The sequence below is a fragment of the Bradyrhizobium sp. DN3 genome, assembly GCF_041357655.1.
Lineage (GTDB): Bacteria > Pseudomonadota > Alphaproteobacteria > Rhizobiales > Xanthobacteraceae > Bradyrhizobium.
Genome location: NZ_JAULLN010000009.1, coordinates 1 through 19,009 on the forward strand (window position 1 = coordinate 1; position 19,009 = coordinate 19,009).

The window sequence follows — 19,009 nt, forward strand, 5'->3', positions numbered from 1 at the left end:
ATCCGAAGGAATCACAAGCCCGCCAAAACCGCTCACCCTTTTTCGGTCGGGCTCTGAGGAGCGCGTTCTTCACGCGCGTCTCGAAGGATGAAGGCCCGGCTGTGGCAGCGGGGCCTCTATGGTTCGAGACGGCGCTTTCGCGCCTCCTCACCATGAGGGGCACGAGTTGCGAGCGGCGGCCAATCGATGATACCTCAGAGGCGGGGGCTGCTTTAGGGGAGGATGTCATGGGTCTGGTGGTCATGATCCTGGGGCTGGTGCTGTTTTTTGCCGCCCATATTTTCACGACGAAACGAAAGGCGCGCGCAGAGGCGATCGCACGACTAGGTGAGGGGACCTACAAGATCCTCTATTCGCTGGTTTCGCTCGCGGGGCTCGTGCTGATCATCTGGGGCTTTGCCCATTACCGCAGCTCCGGCTGGATCGACGTCTGGTATCCGCCGAAGGCGCTGAAGCACATCACGCTCGCTTTGATGCTGCCCGCGGTCATCCTGGTGGTGGCTTCGTACCTGCGCGGCCGCATCTATGCGACGCTGAAGCATCCGATGCTGGCCGGTATCAAACTGTGGGCAGCCTCGCATTTGCTCGCCAATGGCGACCTCGGCTCCATCATCCTGTTCGGCTCGTTCCTGGGTTGGGCGGTGTATGATCGCATTACGCTGAAGCATCGCACCGATGCCGGCGGCCCGCCGATCCCGGTCGGCGGCGTCACCAATGATCTGATTGCGGTCGCTGTCGGTGTTGTCGCTTATCTTGCGCTGGCGTTTGCGTTCCACCCTGTCGTGATCGGTGTTCCCGTGATCGGCGTCTAGCCGGTCAGCACAAGACGACACCCGGTGTCCATGCGCGGAAGATAACAAGAGCAACAAGCCGAGGACCCTTCGATGGACTGGTCGCAATCTCAGATCCCGCCGATGCGGTTCGAGGCGCGCTTTGGCGATCGGGTGGTGCCGGCATTTTGCGATCGGCCGTCGAGCCTGTGGGCGATGATTGCGGAGGCATGCGGCCGCAACGCGGACGGCGAAGCACTGATTTGCGGCGACGTCCGCCTGAGCTGGCGGCAAGCCGTCGAGCAGACCGCGCGGATTGCGTCCGGTCTTCGCAAGCTCGGCCTGCAACGCGGCGACCGCATCGCCATCCTGCTTGGCAATCGCATCGAGTTTCCGCTGCTGGTGTTTGCCGCCGCGCATGAGGGGCTGGTCACGGTGCTGCTCAGCACGCGCCAGCAGAAGCCGGAGATCGCCTATGTGCTCACGGATTGCGGCGCGAAGATCCTGATCCATGAGGCAGTGCTCGCCGAACGACTGCCCGATCCGGGCGATGTGCCCGCTGTGATCCATCGCATCGCCATCGACGACGATCCGGCCCGGTCGCGCTTCTCCGCGCTCGCCGACAACGCGCCGGCGCCTGCGCCGGTCGAAGTCAATGAGGAGGACACCGCGATGATCCTCTACACCTCGGGCACGACGGGCAAGCCGAAGGGCGCAATGCTGGCCCATTGCAACATCATCCATTCTTCGATGGTGTTCGTGTCCTGCCTGCAGTTGACGGAGAGAGATCGGTCGATCGCCGCGGTGCCGCTCGGCCACGTCACCGGCATCGTCGCCAACATCACGACCATGATCCGCTGCGCTGGCGCGCTGATCATCATGCCGGAGTTCAAGGCGGCCGATTATCTCAAGCTCGCCGCATGCGAGCGCGTCACCTACACCGTGATGGTACCGGCGATGTACAATCTCTGCCTGCTGCAGCCGGATTTCGACGGCTATGACCTGTCGAGCTGGCGCATCGGCGGCTTTGGCGGCGCGCCGATGCCGGTCGCCACCATCGAGAAGCTCAAGGCGAAGATCCCCGGCCTGAAGCTGATGAACTGCTATGGCGCGACCGAGACGACGTCGCCCTCGACCATCATGCCGGGCGAGCTGACGGAGAGCCATATCGACAGCGTCGGCCTGCCGTGCCCCGGCGCGCGCATCGTCGCGATGGGAACGGATGGGCGCGAGCTGCCGCATGGCGAAATCGGCGAGCTCTGGATCCAGGGCGCCTCCGTCATCAAGGGCTATTGGAACAACCCGAAGGCCACGGCCGAGAGCTTCACCGGAGGCTTCTGGCACTCCGGCGACCTCGGCTCGGTCGACGCCGAGGGATTTGTCCGGGTGTTCGACCGGCAGAAGGACATGATCAATCGCGGCGGGCTGAAGATCTATTCGGCCGAGGTCGAATCCGTGCTGGCCGGCCATCCCGCCGTGATCGAGAGCGCGATCATTGCCAAGGCCTGCCCGGTGCTGGGCGAGCGCGTCCACGCCGTGGTGGTGACGCGTAGCCCGGTCGCCAGCGAGGCTCTGCGGGACTGGTGCGCGGAGCGGCTGTCCGACTACAAGGTCCCCGAAACCATGGCGATCACCGCCGAGCCATTGCCACGGAACGCCAATGGCAAGGTGCTGAAACGGCAGTTGCGGGAGCTGCTCGGAAGCTGAGCCGGGCAGGCGGCTCCGGGCTGTCCCGGGTGGTTAACGCCTTGATCGGGCTCGCTTTGCCTTGCCACCGCCATATCGTTAGGGTACCTCGCCGCCACGTGGGGACGGGATTCCTGACGCGAACGCTTTGGCGCGCGCACCCGGACGGGCATGGGATTAGCTTAAGTGTCTGAATTATTTGACGAAGTCGACGAGGAAGTACGTCGCGAACAGCTCAAGAAGCTGTGGGATAAGTATTCGATCTACTTCATCGCCCTGATGGTGCTGATTGTGGCCGCCGTCGGCGGCTGGCGCGGCTACCAATATCTCGAGTCCAAGAAGGCCGCCGAGGCCGGCGCGGCGTTCGAGAAGGCCGTCGAGCTGTCCGAGCAGGACAAGCACGCGGACGCCGAGAAGGCCTTCACCGAGCTCGCCGCCAAGGCTCCGTCGGGCTATCGCACCCTGGCGCGGCTGCGCGCTGCGGGCGAGGCCGCCAGCCGCGATCCCAAGGCCGCCGCGAAGATGTATGACGACATTGCCGCCGATCGCAGCGTGGGTGGCGAGTGGCAAGATCTGGCCAAGATCCGGGCCGCCGGCTTGCTGCTCGACAGCGCCAGCTACGCCGACATGCAGCAGCGGCTGGAGGCCTCCGCCGCGCCGAAATCGACCTTCCGCCACAGCGCCCGCGAGATGCTGGCGTTGTCGGCATGGCGCAACAACGACATGACCGCGGCTCGCAAATGGCTCGACGCGATTGCCGAGGACGGTGAAACGCCGCCCAGCCTGCGCTCGCGCGCCGAGGCGCTCCAGGCTCTGCTGCCGCCCGTCGCCAAAAGCTGACGATGGCCCTCTGACGCAAACGAGACACAAGATGCGCCGCACGCCACGTTTGATCGCAGCCACCGTCCTGATCGCCTTCACGGGCCTGTTGGGCGGCTGCTCCAGCGGCGGATTCGATCCGAGCGACATGCTCGACTTCCTCGACACCAAGAAGAAGCTGCCGGGTGATCGCAAGCCGGTGTTCCCCGAGGGCGTGCCGGGCCTCGAGCAGGGCGTGCCGAAGGAGATGTACAAGGGCGCGCAGCAGCAGCCGGACCCGAACGCACCTGCCGTCGCGGCTCTGCCTGCAGAGCCACCGCCCGAGCCGGCCAAGCCTGCGAAGGGGGCCAAGGCGACGAAGTCCCGACAGCCAGCCACCACGGCGGCCGCGCCCGCAGCCGGCGAGGTCGATGGCGAGGCCCAGCCCGAGGCTGCACCGCCCACGGCCGCTCCGCCGCCCAAGCACAAGATTGTCCGCAAGCGCACCACCGCGCCACCGCCGGATCAGCCTGTCCAGCAGGCGCAACCGACCCAGACCACGCAGCAGCAATCACAGGGCGCTTTCCCGGCGCCACTGCCGAGCGGCAGCTTCTCGCGCTGATATTCTCCATTGCATTGACAGGCGCAGCCCCGGCAGCGCACGAATGACCGATGTCCTTCACGATCGCCATCATCGGCCGGCCCAATGTCGGCAAATCGACGCTGTTCAACCGCCTGGTCGGACAGAAGCTCGCGCTCGTCGATGACCTGCCGGGCGTCACCCGCGACCGCCGCGAGGGTGAAGCCAAGCTCGGCGACCTCCAGTTCATCATCATCGACACCGCCGGCCTCGACGAGGGTGCCAAGGGCTCGCTGACCGCGCGTATGCAGGAGCAGACCGAGACCGCGATCGCGCAGGCCGACGCGCTGTTCTTCGTCATCGATGCCCGCATCGGCCTCACGCCCACCGATCGCGCCTTCGCCGATTTCGCCCGCAAGGCCAACAAGCCGGTGCTGCTGGTCGCCAACAAGAGCGAGGGCAAGCATGGCGATGCCGGTGCAATGGAGGCCTTCGCCCTCGGCCTCGGCGATCCCATCCAGATCTCGGCCGAGCATGGCGAGGGCATGGGCGAGCTTTACGATGCGCTCAGCCAGCTGATGCCGGAGCCCGTCGACGAAGACGAGGCTGAGGACGACGCGCCGCTCTCGGAGGAAGAGGCGGCGACGCGCCCGATCCGGGTCGCCATCGTCGGCCGGCCCAATGCCGGCAAGTCGACGCTGATCAACCACCTGCTCGGCGAGGAGCGCCTGCTGACGAGCCCGGAAGCCGGCACCACGCGAGATTCCATCGCGGTCGAGATCAATTGGAAGGGCCGCGATTTCCGGGTGTTCGACACCGCAGGTCTGCGCCGGCGCTCCCGCATCGAGGAGAAGCTGGAAAAGCTCTCGGTCGCCGACGCGCTGCGTGCGGTGCGCTTTGCCGAAGTCGTCGTGCTGATGATGGACACGCAGAACCGCTTCGAGGAGCAGGATCTGCGCATCGCCGATCTGATCGAGCGTGAGGGCCGGGCTGTCGTGCTCGCCGTCAATAAATGGGACCTGATGGAGACCAAGGGCGGTGGCGCGATCTCGAGCCTGCGCCGCGATGCCGACCATTGGCTGCCACAGCTCAAGGGCGTGCCAATCGTCGCCGTCTCCGGCCTGATGGGCGAGGGCATCGACCGCCTGATGCAGGCGATCCAGGATGCCTACGCGATCTGGAACCGGCGCGTGCCGACGTCGGCGCTCAATCGCTGGTTCGAGCAGGCGATTCAGGCCAATCCCCCGCCCGCGGTGTCCGGCCGCAGGCTGAAGCTGAACTACATCACCCAGAACAAGGCGCGCCCGCCGAGCTTCGTGCTGTTCTGCTCGCGTGCCGATGCGGTGCCGCAGTCCTATCTGCGCTACCTCACCAATTCCATGCGCGAGACCTTCGAGCTGCCGGGCACGCCGGTGCGCATCACCTTGCGCGAGAAGTCCAATCCCTTCGCGCATAAGCGCAAGCGGCCGTCGTGAGCGACGGGGCCGGCGAGGCGATGGCGCAAGGCGCGGCGCCGGTCCGGCGCGGCGCGGTCGCCTTCATCTTCGTCACCATCCTGCTCGACATGCTCGCGCTCGGCGTGATCATGCCGATCCTGCCGAAGCTGATCGAGAGCTTCGTCGACAACGACACCGGGCACGCGGCCCGCATCTTCGGCCTGTTCGGCACCGCCTGGGCGCTGATGCAGTTCGTGTTCTCGCCGCTGCTCGGCGCGTTGTCGGATCGGTTCGGGCGCCGGCCGGTGGTGCTGCTGTCGAATTTTGGGCTCGCGGGCGACTACGTGCTGATGGCGCTGGCGCCGTCGCTGGTGTGGCTGTTCATCGGCCGCGTGATCTCCGGCATCACCTCGGCGAGCATCTCGACCGCGTTCGCCTATATCTCGGATGTCACGCCGCCGGAACGGCGTGCGGCGATCTTCGGCAGGATTGGCGCGGCCTTCGGCGCCGGCTTCATCCTGGGCCCGGCGCTCGGCGGCCTGCTCGGCGACATCGATCCGCGCCTGCCGTTCTGGGCCTCGGCCGCCCTAAGCTTGGCCAATGCGCTCTATGGGCTCTTCGTCCTGCCGGAATCGCTTTCGCCCGATAAGCGCGCGCCGTTCCGCTGGCGAAGTGCCAATCCGATCGGCGCACTGCACCTGCTGCGGTCCAATGCGGCGCTGGCCGCCTTGTCGGTCGTCAATCTCATCGCGCAGGTCGCGCATGTCGTGCTGCCCTCGACCTTCGTGCTCTATGCGACCTATCGCTACGGCTGGGATTCCAAGACCGTGGGACTGACCCTCGCCATGGTCGGCATCTGCGCCATGGTGGTGCAGGGGCTCGGCATCGGCCCGATCGTGCGCGCGCTCGGCGAGTGGAAGGCGCTGCTGCTGGGCTTGTGCTGTGGCGCGATCGGCTTCGTGGTCTTGGGCGCTGCGCCGACCGGTCCGCTATCTTGGCTCGGCATTCCCATTTTGTCGCTATGGGGCATTTCTGGTGCTGCCTCGCAATCGCTGATGACGCGGCTGGTCGCACCCGATCAGCAGGGCCAGTTGCAGGGCGCGACCGCAAGCGTGCAGAGCGTGTCGCAGCTCGTCGGCCCGTTCCTGTTCACGTTGACGTTTTCCTATTTCATCGGCGCCAGCGCGCCGCTGCATCTGCCCGGCGCGCCGTTCCTGCTTGCAGCGGTGCTGATGGTGGTGTGCGTGGCGATCGCGATGCGGTCGCTGGCGGCGACGAAGACGGTCTCGTAGGGTGGGCAAAGCGGCGCGTGCCCACCGCATCTCGATGTCGCGGAGAGATGGTGGGCACGGCGCTTAGGCGCCTTTGCCCACCCTTGCTCTCGCTTACTTCTTCACCAGCGGGCAATCGCTGTCCTTGAGCGGCTTGGCCGCGTCTTCCGGTGCGATGGTGGCGACCAGCTTGTAATAGTCCCACGGTCCCTTCGACTCTTCCGGCTTCTTCACCTCGAACAGATAGGCCGGGATGAGACGGCGGCCATCGGCGCGCAGCGGGCCCTTGCCGAACAGCGGGTCGTCGGTCGGAAGCTCCTTCATCTTGGCGACGACCTTGGCGCCGTCATGCGGATTGCCGCCAAGCGCGTCCATCGCCTTCAGGTAATGCAGGATCTCGGCATAGAGGCCCGCGACCGTCATCGAGGGCATCGATCCCTTCGGCGAGACCTTCTGGAAGCGCTTCGACCATTCGCGCGTCTGGTCGTTGAGATCCCAATAGAAGGACTCGGTGAAGGTCAGACCCTGCGCGGTCTTCAGGCCGAGCGAGTGCACGTCGTTGATGAACAGCAGCAGCGCCGCGAGCTTCTGACCGCCGGAGACGATGCCGAATTCGGCGGCCTGCTTGATCGCGTTCGTGGTGTCGCCGCCCGCATTGGCGAGGCCAATGATCTTGGCCTTGGAGGACTGCGCCTGCAGCAGGAACGAGGAGAAGTCGGCCGTATTCAGCGGGTGCTTGACGCCGCCGAGCACCTTGCCGCCGGTGGCCGTGACCACGGCGCTGGTATCGCGCTCCAGCGCGTGGCCGAAGGCATAGTCCGCGGTCAGGAAGAACCAGCTGTCTCCGCCCGCCTTGGTCAGCGCCTTGCCGGTGCCGTTGGCGAGCATGTAGGTGTCGTAAGTGAAGGAGACGGTGTTGGGCGTGCAGGCCTTGCCGGTGAGATCTGCGGTGGCCGCGCCCGAATTGAGCAGCACCGAGTTCTTTTCCTTGACGAGGTTGCTCACCGCGAGCGCCACGCCCGAGCTCGGCGTATCTGCGATGGCATCGACCTTGTCGGCGTCGATCCATTGCCGGGCGATGTTGACGCCGATGTCGGGCTTGTTCTGGTGGTCACCGGAGAGGACTTCGATGGTCCAGCCCTTGGCCTTCAATCCGGAATCCTCGACCGCCATCTTCACCGCGGCGACCGAGTTCGGGCCGCCGATGTCGGCATAGAGGCTCGACATGTCGTTGAGCACGCCGATCTTGACGGTCTTGTCCTGCGCGTAGGCGGATGTGGCAAAACCGAAAGCGGCACAGGCCAGAAGGGCCGCGGAGCGGCGTGCGAATGTCGTGGTCATGAAAGGTTTCCTCCATTGTCAAATATGCGGACGGCCCTCTTGCGAAGCCTTGTTTCCGGCTGATGGCTCTAGCCTGTCCCACGGCCGGCGGCAATGCGCCTAAAGCCGGATGACGCTGTGTCGTAGCGTCATCTATCGGTTAACTTTTGGGAAAAATGCGTTGAGACGCTATTTGAGCGCGTGCGATGTCAGCTTGAATTTCTGGATGCGCTTTCGATCTTGTCGATCCGGGCCACGAACCGCCGTTTTGCGTGAACGTCAAGATTGCGTTGTCGGTCCGAGTCAATCAAGCCGGCGCGCGGAAGCTCATCAGGCTGCGCGTCTTGTAATCGTAGAACTTGCCGGTCTCGGTCCAGTCGGGCGCGCACATCGGCACGATGAATTCGGCGACCTGCTCGGGCGTGTCGAGCGTCGCTGGATCCTCGCCCGGCATCAGGGTGGCGCGCATCCGGGTGCGGATCGGGCCGGGGTTGAACAGGTTGACGCGCAGCTTCGTGTTCGCGTTTTCCTGCGCCCAGGCGCGGGCCAGCGTTTCCAGCGCGGCCTTGGACGCCGCGTAGGGGCTGACATAGGCGGTGGCCTTGTTGGCGGCACCCGAGGTGATGAACACGGCGCGGCCGGCATCGGACTGCTTCAGCAGTGGCTCCATGCAGCGGATCAGCTGGAAATTCGCGGAGACATTCACGGCCATCACGTCGTTGAAGGCCTTCAGCTCGATATGGCCGATCGGCGAGGAGGGCCCGAGCACGCCGGCATTGCCGACCAGGATGTCGAGCTTGCCGTAGCGCTCGTGCAGGCCGGCGCCCAGCCGCGCGATGCCGTCGGAATCGGTGAGGTTGAGCGGCACCAAGGTGGCGCTGCCGCCGTCCTTCCGGATCTCGTCATCGAGCTCTTCCAGCCCGCCCTGCGTGCGCGCCACCGCAACGATATGCGCGCCGGCCTTGGCCAGCGCGCGTGCCGTGGCGAAGCCGATGCCGCGCGAGGCGCCGGTGACGAGAGCGATGCGGTTGGCCAGGGGTTTTGTCATTAAAGCAGCTCTATCCAGCGTCGTCCCGGCCTAGTGCGCAATTGCGCACGGGAGCCGGGACCCATACGCCGTGACGGCGATGATTGGATGAAGATGGTCACGGCCATCCTCTTCGAACAACGCAGATCGGTGGTTCTGGGTCCTGGCCTTCGCCGGGACGACCAACTCAAGGTGACGAAACCTAGCTCGCCTCCGCCAGCAGCGACAATTGCCGCGGCTGCGGCTCGGTCTGGGTCTGGTCGGTGAGGTGGGTCGGATAGGCCCCGGTGAAGCAGTGATCCGAGAATTTCGGATTGGCGGGATCGCGGCCGGGCTCGCCCATGGCGCGGTACATGCCGTCGATCGACAGGAAGGCGAGCGAGTCGGCGCCGATGATCTCGCGCATCTCCTCCAGCGAATGCGTGGCGGCGAGCAGGCCGCCGCGGTCGGGCAGGTCGATGCCGTAATAGTCGGGATAGAGGATCGGGGGCGAGGCGAGGCGGAAGTGCACTTCGGTCGCGCCCGCATCGCGCATCATGCGCACGATCTTCTTCGAGGTGGTGCCGCGCACCAGCGAGTCGTCGATCAGGATGATGCGCTTGCCTTCGATCGCGGCGCGATTGGCCGAGTGCTTCATGCGCACGCCGGATTCGCGGATCGCCTGCGTCGGCTGGATGAAGGTGCGGCCGACATAGTGGTTGCGGATGATGCCGAGCTCGAACGGCACGCCGGAGAACTGGCTGTAGCCGACCGCGGCGGGCACGCCGGAATCCGGCACCGGCACCACGACGTCGACCGGCACGTGACTCTCTCGCGCGAGCTGTGCGCCGAAATTCTTGCGCACCTCGTAGACCGAGCGGCCGTGGACGATGGAATCCGGACGGGAGAAGTAGATGTATTCGAAGATGCAGGGGCGGGGCGCCATCGGCGGGAACGGCTTGTGGATGTCCTGGCCGTTCTCGTCGAACACGATGACTTCGCCGGGCTCGATGTCGCGCACGAAGCGCGCGCCGATGATGTCGAGGGCGCAGGTCTCCGAGGTCAGTATCGGGCAGCCGTCGAGCTCGCCGAGTACCAGGGGCCGGATGCCGCGCGGATCGCGCGCGCCGACCAGCTTCTTGTTGGTCAGCGAGACCAGCGCATAGGCGCCTTCGATCTCGCGCAGCGCGTCGACATAGCGCTCGATGAAGCGGCTGCGCTTGGAGCGCGCGACCAGATGCAGGATCACCTCGGTGTCGGTGGTCGACTGCATCATCGCACCGCTCTTCACCAGCTCGCGGCGCAGCGTCAGGCCGTTGGTGAGGTTGCCGTTATGCGCGACCGCGAGGCCGCCGGCATTGAGCTCGGCGAACAGCGGCTGCACGTTGCGCAGGATGGTGGCGCCGGTGGTGGAGTAACGGACATGGCCGACTGCCATGTTGCCGGGCAGGCGGTCGATCACCTCGTGGCGGGAGAAGGTGTCGCCGACGAGGCCGAGGCGGCGTTCTGAGTGAAAGCGGTTGCCGTCGTAGGAGACGATGCCGGCGGCTTCCTGGCCGCGGTGCTGAAGGGCGTGGAGACCGAGCGCGGTGATGGCGGAGGCGTCCGGGTGGCCGTAGATGCCAAAGACGCCGCATTCCTCGCGGAGCGTATCCCCCTCCAGGTCGTCCTGGACCTCCAGAGCGGCCGGGCCCAAACCGGCCCTTGGATCGAGATCAAGCTGGGCGTCCTGGTCAGGGTGTCGCATCTCGTCCGCGCCTTTCTCTAGCGCCAATCAACGCGCTGCAGGTTTCTCGATCAGCTTTTTCAGGCTGTCACGAGCGGGTTTACTGTATCCGTCGCCACTGCCCGAAGGCTGCTGCTCGGATTCAGCTTGATCATCATCTGGTTTGTTTTTCTTGAATCTCTTCAAGATGGTGTTCTCGGGGTCGTCGGGCAAGAGGGCCATCAGCCAATCCCCGGTTCCCTGGAGCACCACGCGGGATTTGGCCCCGGTGACCCAGTCCGGACGCTGCTTGTCCGGAACCAGCCAGGTGAAGAACAGGAAGGCGACCACGACGATCAAAAGCCCGCGAGCAAGGCCAAACAGGAAGCCGAGGGTGCGGTCCAGCGCGCCGATGCGCGAATCCAGGATCATGTCGGAGATCCGCACCGTGATCACGGAGACCACGATCAGGGTGCCCACGAATACGCCGGCGACCACGACCACGCTCGCGACCGTATCGTTGTTGAAATAGGCCTTGGCGGTCGGCAGCAGCTTCGAGAAGGAATACAGCGTCACGATCGCGGCTGCGCCCCAGGCGGCGATCGACAGGATTTCGCGCATGAAGCCGCGGACCATCGCGAGCAGGCCCGAGATCAGCATCACACCGAGCAGGATCAGGTCGAGGAGTGTAACTGGCATCGGCTGGTCTGGTCCGCTCGTACTCTCAAAGGTGCTCAGCGAATCGGTGTTTGGCCGCTGCCCTAAAAGAGGGGCAGACGGCGTTCCCGGCAAGGCCGCAACCACGCAATCCCGTGCTGCTTTTGTGACGGCTGTATAGCGGCGGGGGCCTCCGACGTCACCTCCGGCTAACCATCTCCGCGGCGGAATCTTGCTGGTGTGGCATTTTTCTCTGCCGGCCCGCTCGATTCGCCCCGGCGCGAGCCGCGGGCGGCGATTTCGGCGACCAGTGTCGTCAGGCTGTTGACCGCGTTCAGCGACAGTCCGGCGTCTCCACCGGTCTCGCCGCGGGCCGATTCGGGCAGCACGGCGCGCTGGAAGCCGAGTTTTGCCGCTTCCTTCAGCCGAGCCGGGGTCTGCGCCACCGGGCGGACCACGCCAGACAGCGAGATCTCGCCGAAATAGACGGCATCGGTCGGTAACTGCGCATTAACCAGGGATGACACCAGCGCCGCCGCAGCGGCGAGATCCGCCGCCGGCTCGTTGATGCGCAGGCCGCCCGCGACGTTCAGATAGACGTCGTGCCCGGACAGCTTGACCCCGCAATGGGCTTCCAGCACCGCCAGCACCATCGAGAGCCGGCTCGGGTCCCAGCCGACCACGGCCCGGCGCGGGGTGCCGAGCGAGGTCGGGGCCACCAGCGCCTGCAATTCGACCAGGACGGGCCTTGTGCCCTCGATCCCTGCGAAGACGGCGGTGCCGGGCGTGCCGAGATCGCGCTCGGACAGGAACAGCTCGGAGGGGTTGGTGACCTCGCGCAGGCCGAGGCCCGTCATCTCGAACACGCCGATCTCGTCGGTCGGCCCGAACCGGTTCTTCACGGCGCGCAGGATGCGGAATTGCTGCGAGCCTTCGCCCTCGAACGACATCACGGCATCGACCATGTGCTCGACCACGCGGGGGCCGGCGATCTGGCCGTCCTTGGTGACGTGGCCGACCAGGATGATGGCGGCGCCGGTCTTCTTGGCGAAACGGATCAGCGCCTGTGCCGAGGCGCGGACCTGGGTCACGGTGCCGGGCGCGGATTCCACCGTATCGGTCCACATGGTCTGGATCGAGTCGATCACGATCAGCCGGGGCACCGCGCCCTCCGACAGCGTCGAGACGATGTCTTCGACCGAGGTCTCGGCGGCGAGCTGCACCGGCGCATCCGACAGGCCGAGCCGCTCGGCGCGCAGGCGCACCTGCGCGACCGCCTCTTCGCCGGAGATGTAGACGACGCGGTGACCGCCGCGCGCCAGCAGGCTGGTGGCTTGTGTGAGCAGCGTCGATTTGCCGATGCCGGGATCGCCGCCGACCAGGAGCACCGAGCCGCGGACGAAACCGCCGCCGGTGACGCGGTCGAGCTCGGTCATCCCTGATGATAGGCGCGGCGCATCCGGGCTTTTCCCGGCGAGGCTCTCCAGCGCAAAGGTCCGGCCCTTGCGCTTGGAGCGGATCGACACCGGCACGCTGCCGCTGGTGTCCTCCTCGGCGAGCGTGTTCCACTCGCCGCACGATTCGCACTTGCCCTGCCAGCGGTTATAGGCCGCGCCGCAGTTCTGGCAGACGAAGGAAAGACTGGATTTGGCCATGGGGAATAGCGAGTCGTGCTCAAGGAGATTGCGTCGCGTTCCATAGCATGGAGAGCCCGGCCGCGACCATGATCGCGTCCATCAGCAGGCGAAACATCTCCGGCTTCAGGTGCAGCACGAAGCGCTTTGCGATGAAGGCGCCCGACATCAGCGAGCCGCCTGCGATCAGGCCCTTGACGAAGACCTCGCCGGTCAGCGCGCCGAAGCGCTCGAACGTCACGGATTTCGCGAAATAGAGCCCGAGCGAGGAGGCAGCTTCAGTGGCGAGGAAGGCGCCCTTGCTCAGGCCATAGAACAGGAACAGCGGCACGCTGAGCGGGCCGGTCGAAACCACGATGCCGGTGAGATAGCCGATGATTGCGCCGCCGATGGCGAGGTGCCAGAGATTGGCCTTGAGGTCGTGCCGCGCCAGCCAATGCCGCACCGGCACCATCGCGATCAGGAAGAAGCCGATGGTGAGATCGACGGCATGCGAGGGCAGCGCCAGCAGCGTCCGCGCGCCGAGCGCTGCGGCCGGAATGCCCGTCACCGAATAGGCTGCGCAAGCCCGCCAGTCGACCTCGCGCCACCACGCCAGGATGCGCGAAAAGTTCGCCATCACGGAAGCCACCGCCATGATCGGCACGGCTTCCTTCGGCCCATAGGCATAGACCAGCACCGGCATCAGCATGATCGACGAGCCGGTGCCGACGATGCCGGAAATGGTGCCGGCGATGAGGCCGACGCTGAGGACGAAGAGAAAGGCCAAGGCGGTCTCCACGAATCGGGAGAGTTTAGCCGTGGTCAGCGATGCGGGCGATCTGTTCTAGGTGAGGGAACCCAATGCGCTGCGCATCGGAATGCCGGTCTGTGCGCCGGCCTTGAGGCACTTCAATGCGGCCGCTTCGCAGCTCACCTCGAGCGCGCGTTGCGGCGGCACGCCCTCGCTGACCATCGCTGCGAACGTGCCGACGAAGGTGTCGCCGGCGCCGGTCGTGTCGACCGGGGTGATGCGCGGCGTGGAGGCGTGCAGCGGGGCGCCGTCGGTGGTCATTGCCAGCGCGCCCTGCGCACCTGCGGTCACGATGCAGGTGAGGTTGCCGGCCTTGGCGAGGTGCATAGCAGCCGTTTCGTAGCTGGCCGCCGCAAGGCCGATGGCCGCTGCGGCATCCATTGCCTCGTGTTCGTTGACGAGCAGATAGTCGGTCACAGCGAGAAGCTCTATCACCATCTCACCGGTCATTTTCTCCGGGACCGGTGCGAGATTCCAGATCACGGTGCCGGAAGCCGATTTGGTTTTGCGCGCAGCCTCCAGCGCTTGTGCAAAGGGCACCTCCATTTGAAGCAGGAGCACAGTGTCGGAACTGAAGAGGTCGGTCGGGAGGTCATTGTCGCTCGCAGTCATATTGGCGCCGCTTGCCACCGTGATCGCGTTCTCGCCGGCCTGATCGACCGTGATGAACGCACAGCCGGTCGGTTCATGGGCCCTGACGACGAGATCGGCGTCGACGCCATTGGCCCTGAGATTCTCGATCGCGCTGTCGCCAAACCCATCCCGGCCGACGCGGCCCGCCATGCGCACGCGTCCGGGCGCCGCGATCCGCGCGGCGGCGACGGCCTGGTAGGCGCCCTTGCCGCCGAAATGGGTCCGGTAGGATGGCGCGAGCACAGTCCGGCCGGGACCCGGAATGACCGGGACCTCCGCGACGAGATCGATGTTGAGCGATCCGAACACCAGGATCATGGAAAGGCCGTCAGCCTTGCTCGTCCATGACGCGCAGCTTCTCGACGCGGCGGCGGAAATCCTCGTCGGTGGAGAATTCGGCGGAGAGATAGGACGAGACCAGATCCACGGCGAGCCAGGCGCCGACGATCTGCGCGCCGATGCACATGACGTTGACGTCGTCATGCTCGACGCTCTGATGGGCGGAATGGACGTCGTGGCAGACCGCGGCGCGGATGCCCTTCATCTTGTTGGCCGCGATCGAGGCGCCGACGCCGGTGCCGCACACCATGATGCCGCGCGCGGCTTCGCCCGACGTCACTTTCTGCGCCACCGCGCGCGCGATGTCGGGGAAGTCCACCGGCTTGTCGTCATGGGAGCCGACGTCGATGATGTCGTGGCCGAGCTTGCGGATGTGATCGATAACGGTCTGCTTGAGCGGCCAGCCGGCGTGGTCGGATCCGATGACGAGACGCATGTAATGTCCTCTTGATCTTGCATTGACCGTGACAGCCGCGTGCGGCCGTCACGGCTTTCCTCTGGTTCAGCTGCGCATCTCGGGCGGCAGCTCGACCCCGTGGAACTTCTTGTAGATCGCGTTGAGCTTGCCGTTCTTGACGTTCTCGGTGATCCAGGCGTTGAGCTTGTCCATCAGACGCTGCTCGCCCTTCTTCAGGCCGATGGCCAGATCGAAGGTCGCCAGCGGAATCCTGGATTCGAACACGCGCGAGGGGTTCTTCACCCCGATCTGGTTGATGATCGTCGCCGACGAGGCGACGCAGTCGACCTGACCGGAAACGGCCGCCGTCACCATGGTGGCATCGTCGTCGTAACGGGCGATCTTGAGGTCCTTGTCCTTCATGTTGGACAGGGTGGTGTCCTGGGTGGTGCCGCGCGAGACGCCGATCGACTTGTCCTTCAGGTCGGGCCAGTCCTTGACGGTCGACGACTTCAGGCAGCCGACATCGGATTGCAGCGTCGCGTAGCGCTTGGTGAAGTCGATCACCTTGGCGCGGTCCGGCGTCACCGACAGGGTCGAGATGATGATGTCGGCCTTGCCGGTCAGGACGTTGGGGATGCGGGTCGCGCCGGTGGTCTGGATGAACTCCAGCTCGAGCCCCCAATCCTTGGCGAGCAGCTGCGCCACTTCGACGTCGGAGCCGGTCGGCTTCATGCTGGAATCCATCATCCCCGAGGGCGGGATGGCGAGGTCCGTCGAGATGCGGATCTTCTTCGCCTTCGTGATGTCGTCCAGCAAATCGGCCGATGCCGGCGTCGCGGATATCATGACGAGGCAGCACAGCGCGGCGGCCCTGCCCAGCAAGGTCTTGTTGGTCATCCCTAGTTCTCCTCTCCTGTTATGATTTCAGGTTTCCAGTGCCCACGAATTGCGTGAGTTCGGGCGTCGTCGGCGTCGTCAGGATCGAGGCGGGGCCGGTCTCGTGAACCTTGCCGCGGTGCATGAAAACGATCCGGTCGGCGATGCCCTTGGCAAAGCCCATCTCGTGGGTGACCATCACCATGGTCATGCCGTCAGCTGCGAGCTGCTCGATCACCTTCAACACCTCGGCGGTGAGTTCGGGATCGAGCGCGGAGGTGACCTCGTCGAACAGCATGACCTTGGGCTGCATGGCGAGGGAGCGAGCGATCGCGGCACGCTGCTGCTGTCCGCCCGAGAGCTGCTCGGGATAGGCGTGCAGCTTCTCCTCGAGCCCGACCTGCGCGAGCACTTTTCGCGCGAGGTCCTTCGCGTGCGAACTTGCCATGCCCTTCACCGCGCACGGCGCGAGCGTGATGTTCTGCTCGATCGTGAGGTGCGGAAACAGATTGTAGCTCTGGAACACGATGCCGACGTCCTGGCGCAGCGCGCGCAGGTCGACATCGGGGCGGTCGACGCGGTGCCCGCAGACGACGATCTCGCCACCGTCGACCTTCTCGAAGCGGTCGATGCAGCGCAGTGCCGTGCTCTTGCCGGAGCCGGAGCGGCCGATCAGCGCCAGCACCTCGCCGCGCGCGACGGCAAAGGAGACGCCGTCGAGCACCCGGAGCGGACCAAAGCTCTTCTGCACGTTGCGGAGCGACACGATCGGTTCGGAGGAGAGGGCGTTCTGCTGCATGTCAGGCTGTCGCGAGGTTGGACCTGCCACGCCCCATCCGCCGTTCCAGCCTCTGGCTGAACAGCGACAGGGGATAGCACATGGCGAAGTAGGTGACGGCGATGATGGCGTAGATGGCGAACGGCTCGAACAGCGAGTTGTTGACGATCTGGCCCGAGCGCATCAGCTCGACGAAACCGACGACGGAGGCGAGCGAGGTGTTCTTGATGATCTGCACCATGAAGCCGACGGTCGGCGGCGTCGCGATACGGATCGCCTGCGGCAGGATCACTTTCATCATGCGCTGGGTCCGGCTCAGCGCCAGGCCTTCGGCGGCTTCCCATTGCGGCTTCGGCACGGACTGGATGCAGCCGCGCCAGATCTCGCCGAGATAGGCGGCGACGTAGAGCGTGAGAGAAGCGCCGGCGGCGGCGAGCGGCGAGACCTTGAGGCCGATGGCGGCGAGGCCGAAATAGCCGAGGAACAGGATGACGAGCAGCGGCGTGCCCTGGACGAGCTGAACGTAGATGGTGCTGGCGATCCGCACCGATTTGAGCGGCGATATGCGCGCCAGCGCAATGACGAAGCCGACGATGCCGCCGCCGATCAGCGCGATCATGGACAGCCCGATTGTCCACAGCGCGCCCTGGCCGAGGAACATCAGATGATTGATGTTGAGATGTCCGCCCATGGTCATCTCACAACGGTGTGCCGAGCCGGCGCCGGCGCGGAAACAGCACGAGGCCGAGGCCCCAGAAGCCCGCGCGCATCACCAGCGAGAGGATGACGTAGAGCACGGCGACGATGATGTAGGTCTCGAAAGCGCGATACGTGTCCGACTGGATGTAATTCGCGACCGCGGTGAGCTCCTCGGCCGAGATCTGCGAACAGACCGAGGAGGCCAGCATCAGCAACACGAACTGGCTGGTCAGCGCCGGATAGACCTTTTCGATCGCCGGCAGCAGGATGATGTGCCAGTAGATCTGCAGGCGCGACAGCGCCAGCCCCTCGGCGGCCTCGATCTGTCCGCGCGGGATCGCCTCGAAGCCGGCGCGCATGATCTCGGCGGTATAGGCGCCGACATTGATCGTCAGCGCGGCCACGGCCACGGTGAAGGCGGAGTACTTCAGGCCAAGGCTGGCGAGGCCGAAATAGACCAGGAATATCTGCACCAGCAGCGGCGTATTCCGGATGGTTTCGACATAGACCTTGCAGGCGCCCGCGATCAGCGTGTTGTGCGTGCCGCGTCCGACCGCCGCGAGGGTGCCGAGCAGGGCGCCGAGCACGGTCGCGAAGAATGCCAACTCCAACGTGAGCGCGGCGCCGGCCAGGAAACTTCGCCAACGCTCCAGCACTGCGGGAAAGTCGAGTTGGAGGCTCATCGTATCAGGTTCAGCCGGTGACCTGGTTGGTCATGCGGTCATAGACGCGGAACAGCGCCTGATTGCCGTTGCTGCCTTCGGCATGCGCGCGCGCATCGACGTATTGGCTGGTGACGAGCGCGGTGCCGGGCAGCGGCACGTTCAGTGCTTGCGCGTGCTCCTGCACCAGGCGGAGGTCCTTCAGCATCAGATCGATGCGAAAGCCGGCGCAGTCGTCGCCTGCAATCATGGAGGGGCCGAGCTTGTCCAGCATCCAGGACGCCGCAGAGCCTCCGAGCAGCACCCGGCGTAGCAGGTTGAGGTCGACCCCTGAGGCCCGCCCGAGCGCGAGCGCCTCGCAGATCGCCTGGATGTTGATGCCGCAGATCAGCTGATTGCAGAGCTTGACGGTCTGGCCCGCGCCGGACGCGCCGACATGCGTGATGGTCGTGCCCATCGCGCGGAAGAACGGCTCGGCCTGAGCGAAGGCGGCCGCATCGCCGCCGGCCATAATCGAGAGCGCAGCGTTCTTGGCACCCACGGGCCCACCCGAGACCGGCGCGTCGATGAAGCTGACGCCGGCCTTTTGCAGGTCGGCATGGATGCGACGGACGGCAACCGGCGAGATCGTGCTCATGTCGACGATCAGCTTGCCGGGAGGAGGGGATTTCAGGAGGCCGTGCTCCCCGTAAATGGTCGCCTCGACATGGGGGGTGTCGGGCAGCATGGTGATGACGATATCGGCGCTTTGCGCGGCATCGGCAGGGCTCTTGGCGCGGGTCGCGCCTTCCTTGACGCTGTCCGCCAGCGCGGCTTCGTTCAGATCGAAGACGCGGACCGCGTGGCCGGCCACCAGGAGGTTGCGCACCATCTCTCGTCCCATCGTGCCGATGCCGATGAAGCCGACATTGCCCTTGTCGTTCCGTCCCATGTTGTCAGTCCGTTTCTTGATTGATTGCTTCTTGG

General features: G+C 65.5%; 19 protein-coding genes. 6 read left to right on the forward strand and 13 right to left on the reverse strand.

Features of this window, described 5'->3' with window-relative positions:
* Nucleotides 1-227 precede the first annotated feature (227 nt).
* The 6 genes from AAE027_RS15065 (at nucleotide 228) to AAE027_RS15090 (ending at nucleotide 6,562) form a co-directional block, all read left to right on the forward strand.
* Nucleotides 228-812 (forward strand): NnrU family protein, encoded by a 585-nt coding sequence (locus AAE027_RS15065; RefSeq protein WP_370985461.1) that lies wholly within the window; start codon nucleotides 228-230, stop codon nucleotides 810-812.
* 72 nt (nucleotides 813-884) lie between these two features.
* Nucleotides 885-2,477, forward strand: coding sequence for a class I adenylate-forming enzyme family protein (locus AAE027_RS15070; RefSeq protein ID WP_370985460.1), 1,593 nt, complete (start codon nucleotides 885-887; stop codon nucleotides 2,475-2,477).
* A gap of 165 nt (nucleotides 2,478-2,642) precedes the next feature.
* On the forward strand, nucleotides 2,643-3,296 hold the full coding sequence (locus AAE027_RS15075; protein ID WP_370985459.1) for a tetratricopeptide repeat protein: 654 nt from the start codon (nucleotides 2,643-2,645) through the stop codon (nucleotides 3,294-3,296).
* A gap of 31 nt (nucleotides 3,297-3,327) precedes the next feature.
* A complete protein-coding gene (locus tag AAE027_RS15080) occupies nucleotides 3,328-3,876 on the forward strand; it encodes a hypothetical protein (RefSeq protein WP_370985458.1) in 549 nt (182 codons plus the stop codon).
* 50 nt (nucleotides 3,877-3,926) lie between these two features.
* On the forward strand, nucleotides 3,927-5,309 hold the full coding sequence (gene der, locus AAE027_RS15085) for a ribosome biogenesis GTPase Der (protein WP_091895004.1): 1,383 nt from the start codon (nucleotides 3,927-3,929) through the stop codon (nucleotides 5,307-5,309).
* Nucleotides 5,306-6,562 (forward strand): TCR/Tet family MFS transporter, encoded by a 1,257-nt coding sequence (locus AAE027_RS15090; RefSeq protein ID WP_370985457.1) that lies wholly within the window; start codon nucleotides 5,306-5,308, stop codon nucleotides 6,560-6,562. The genes der and AAE027_RS15090 overlap by 4 nt, the downstream gene beginning before the upstream one ends.
* A 93-nt stretch (nucleotides 6,563-6,655) precedes the next feature.
* Here the strand turns inward: AAE027_RS15090 and AAE027_RS15095 are convergent, their stop codons facing one another.
* The 13 genes from AAE027_RS15095 to AAE027_RS15155 all read right to left on the reverse strand — a co-directional run bounded on the left by AAE027_RS15095 (nucleotide 6,656) and on the right by AAE027_RS15155 (nucleotide 18,995).
* Entirely contained in the window at nucleotides 6,656-7,882 is a 1,227-nt protein-coding gene (locus AAE027_RS15095; RefSeq protein WP_130217353.1) for an ABC transporter substrate-binding protein, read from the reverse strand.
* 286 nt (nucleotides 7,883-8,168) lie between these two features.
* Complete coding sequence (locus AAE027_RS15100) at nucleotides 8,169-8,909, reverse strand: SDR family NAD(P)-dependent oxidoreductase (protein ID WP_370985456.1); 741 nt, start codon at nucleotides 8,907-8,909, stop codon at nucleotides 8,169-8,171.
* Nucleotides 8,910-9,090: 181 nt separating this feature from the next.
* Nucleotides 9,091-10,614: an amidophosphoribosyltransferase gene (gene purF / locus AAE027_RS15105; protein WP_370985455.1), complete on the reverse strand. Its 1,524-nt coding sequence runs from the start codon at nucleotides 10,612-10,614 to the stop codon at nucleotides 9,091-9,093.
* 27 nt (nucleotides 10,615-10,641) lie between these two features.
* Complete coding sequence (locus tag AAE027_RS15110; protein ID WP_091895012.1) at nucleotides 10,642-11,271, reverse strand: CvpA family protein; 630 nt, start codon at nucleotides 11,269-11,271, stop codon at nucleotides 10,642-10,644.
* A gap of 167 nt (nucleotides 11,272-11,438) precedes the next feature.
* Nucleotides 11,439-12,884: a DNA repair protein RadA gene (gene radA, locus AAE027_RS15115; RefSeq protein WP_370985454.1), complete on the reverse strand. Its 1,446-nt coding sequence runs from the start codon at nucleotides 12,882-12,884 to the stop codon at nucleotides 11,439-11,441.
* A gap of 19 nt (nucleotides 12,885-12,903) precedes the next feature.
* A complete protein-coding gene (locus AAE027_RS15120) occupies nucleotides 12,904-13,632 on the reverse strand; it encodes a sulfite exporter TauE/SafE family protein (RefSeq protein ID WP_370985453.1) in 729 nt (242 codons plus the stop codon).
* Between the two features lie 57 nt (nucleotides 13,633-13,689).
* Complete coding sequence (locus tag AAE027_RS15125; RefSeq protein ID WP_370985452.1) at nucleotides 13,690-14,607, reverse strand: ribokinase; 918 nt, start codon at nucleotides 14,605-14,607, stop codon at nucleotides 13,690-13,692.
* 10 nt (nucleotides 14,608-14,617) lie between these two features.
* Nucleotides 14,618-15,064 (reverse strand): ribose 5-phosphate isomerase B, encoded by a 447-nt coding sequence (gene rpiB, locus AAE027_RS15130; protein ID WP_212027644.1) that lies wholly within the window; start codon nucleotides 15,062-15,064, stop codon nucleotides 14,618-14,620.
* A gap of 66 nt (nucleotides 15,065-15,130) precedes the next feature.
* Complete coding sequence (locus AAE027_RS15135; protein ID WP_370985451.1) at nucleotides 15,131-15,925, reverse strand: transporter substrate-binding domain-containing protein; 795 nt, start codon at nucleotides 15,923-15,925, stop codon at nucleotides 15,131-15,133.
* A 19-nt stretch (nucleotides 15,926-15,944) separates the two neighbouring features.
* Entirely contained in the window at nucleotides 15,945-16,703 is a 759-nt protein-coding gene (locus AAE027_RS15140) for an amino acid ABC transporter ATP-binding protein (RefSeq protein WP_370985450.1), read from the reverse strand.
* Nucleotide 16,704: 1 nt separating this feature from the next.
* Nucleotides 16,705-17,373, reverse strand: a complete 669-nt coding sequence (locus AAE027_RS15145; RefSeq protein ID WP_370985449.1) for an amino acid ABC transporter permease — start codon at nucleotides 17,371-17,373, stop codon at nucleotides 16,705-16,707.
* Nucleotides 17,374-17,380: 7 nt separating this feature from the next.
* A complete protein-coding gene (locus tag AAE027_RS15150; protein WP_370985448.1) occupies nucleotides 17,381-18,064 on the reverse strand; it encodes an amino acid ABC transporter permease in 684 nt (227 codons plus the stop codon).
* A gap of 10 nt (nucleotides 18,065-18,074) precedes the next feature.
* Entirely contained in the window at nucleotides 18,075-18,995 is a 921-nt protein-coding gene (locus AAE027_RS15155; protein ID WP_370985486.1) for an NAD(P)-dependent oxidoreductase, read from the reverse strand.
* Between the last annotated feature and the right edge of the window lie 14 nt (nucleotides 18,996-19,009).

Excerpts from the sequence above, each read along its gene's own strand:
- AAE027_RS15065 (WP_370985461.1), top strand. The coding sequence starts at position 228 with ATGGGTCTGGTGGTCATGATCCTGGGGCTGGTGCTGTTTTTTGCCGCC.
- AAE027_RS15070 (WP_370985460.1), top strand. The coding sequence starts at position 885 with ATGGACTGGTCGCAATCTCAGATCCCGCCGATGCGGTTCGAGGCGCGC.
- AAE027_RS15080 (WP_370985458.1), top strand. The coding sequence starts at position 3,328 with ATGCGCCGCACGCCACGTTTGATCGCAGCCACCGTCCTGATCGCCTTC.
- der (WP_091895004.1), top strand. The coding sequence starts at position 3,927 with ATGTCCTTCACGATCGCCATCATCGGCCGGCCCAATGTCGGCAAATCG.
- AAE027_RS15095 (WP_130217353.1), bottom strand. The coding sequence starts at position 7,882 with ATGACCACGACATTCGCACGCCGCTCCGCGGCCCTTCTGGCCTGTGCC.
- AAE027_RS15100 (WP_370985456.1), bottom strand. The coding sequence starts at position 8,909 with ATGACAAAACCCCTGGCCAACCGCATCGCTCTCGTCACCGGCGCCTCG.
- purF (WP_370985455.1), bottom strand. The coding sequence starts at position 10,614 with ATGCGACACCCTGACCAGGACGCCCAGCTTGATCTCGATCCAAGGGCC.
- AAE027_RS15110 (WP_091895012.1), bottom strand. The coding sequence starts at position 11,271 with ATGCCAGTTACACTCCTCGACCTGATCCTGCTCGGTGTGATGCTGATC.
- radA (WP_370985454.1), bottom strand. The coding sequence starts at position 12,884 with ATGGCCAAATCCAGTCTTTCCTTCGTCTGCCAGAACTGCGGCGCGGCC.
- AAE027_RS15125 (WP_370985452.1), bottom strand. The coding sequence starts at position 14,607 with ATGATCCTGGTGTTCGGATCGCTCAACATCGATCTCGTCGCGGAGGTC.
- rpiB (WP_212027644.1), bottom strand. The coding sequence starts at position 15,064 with ATGCGTCTCGTCATCGGATCCGACCACGCCGGCTGGCCGCTCAAGCAG.
- AAE027_RS15135 (WP_370985451.1), bottom strand. The coding sequence starts at position 15,925 with ATGACCAACAAGACCTTGCTGGGCAGGGCCGCCGCGCTGTGCTGCCTC.
- AAE027_RS15140 (WP_370985450.1), bottom strand. The coding sequence starts at position 16,703 with ATGCAGCAGAACGCCCTCTCCTCCGAACCGATCGTGTCGCTCCGCAAC.
- AAE027_RS15145 (WP_370985449.1), bottom strand. The coding sequence starts at position 17,373 with ATGGGCGGACATCTCAACATCAATCATCTGATGTTCCTCGGCCAGGGC.
- AAE027_RS15150 (WP_370985448.1), bottom strand. The coding sequence starts at position 18,064 with ATGAGCCTCCAACTCGACTTTCCCGCAGTGCTGGAGCGTTGGCGAAGT.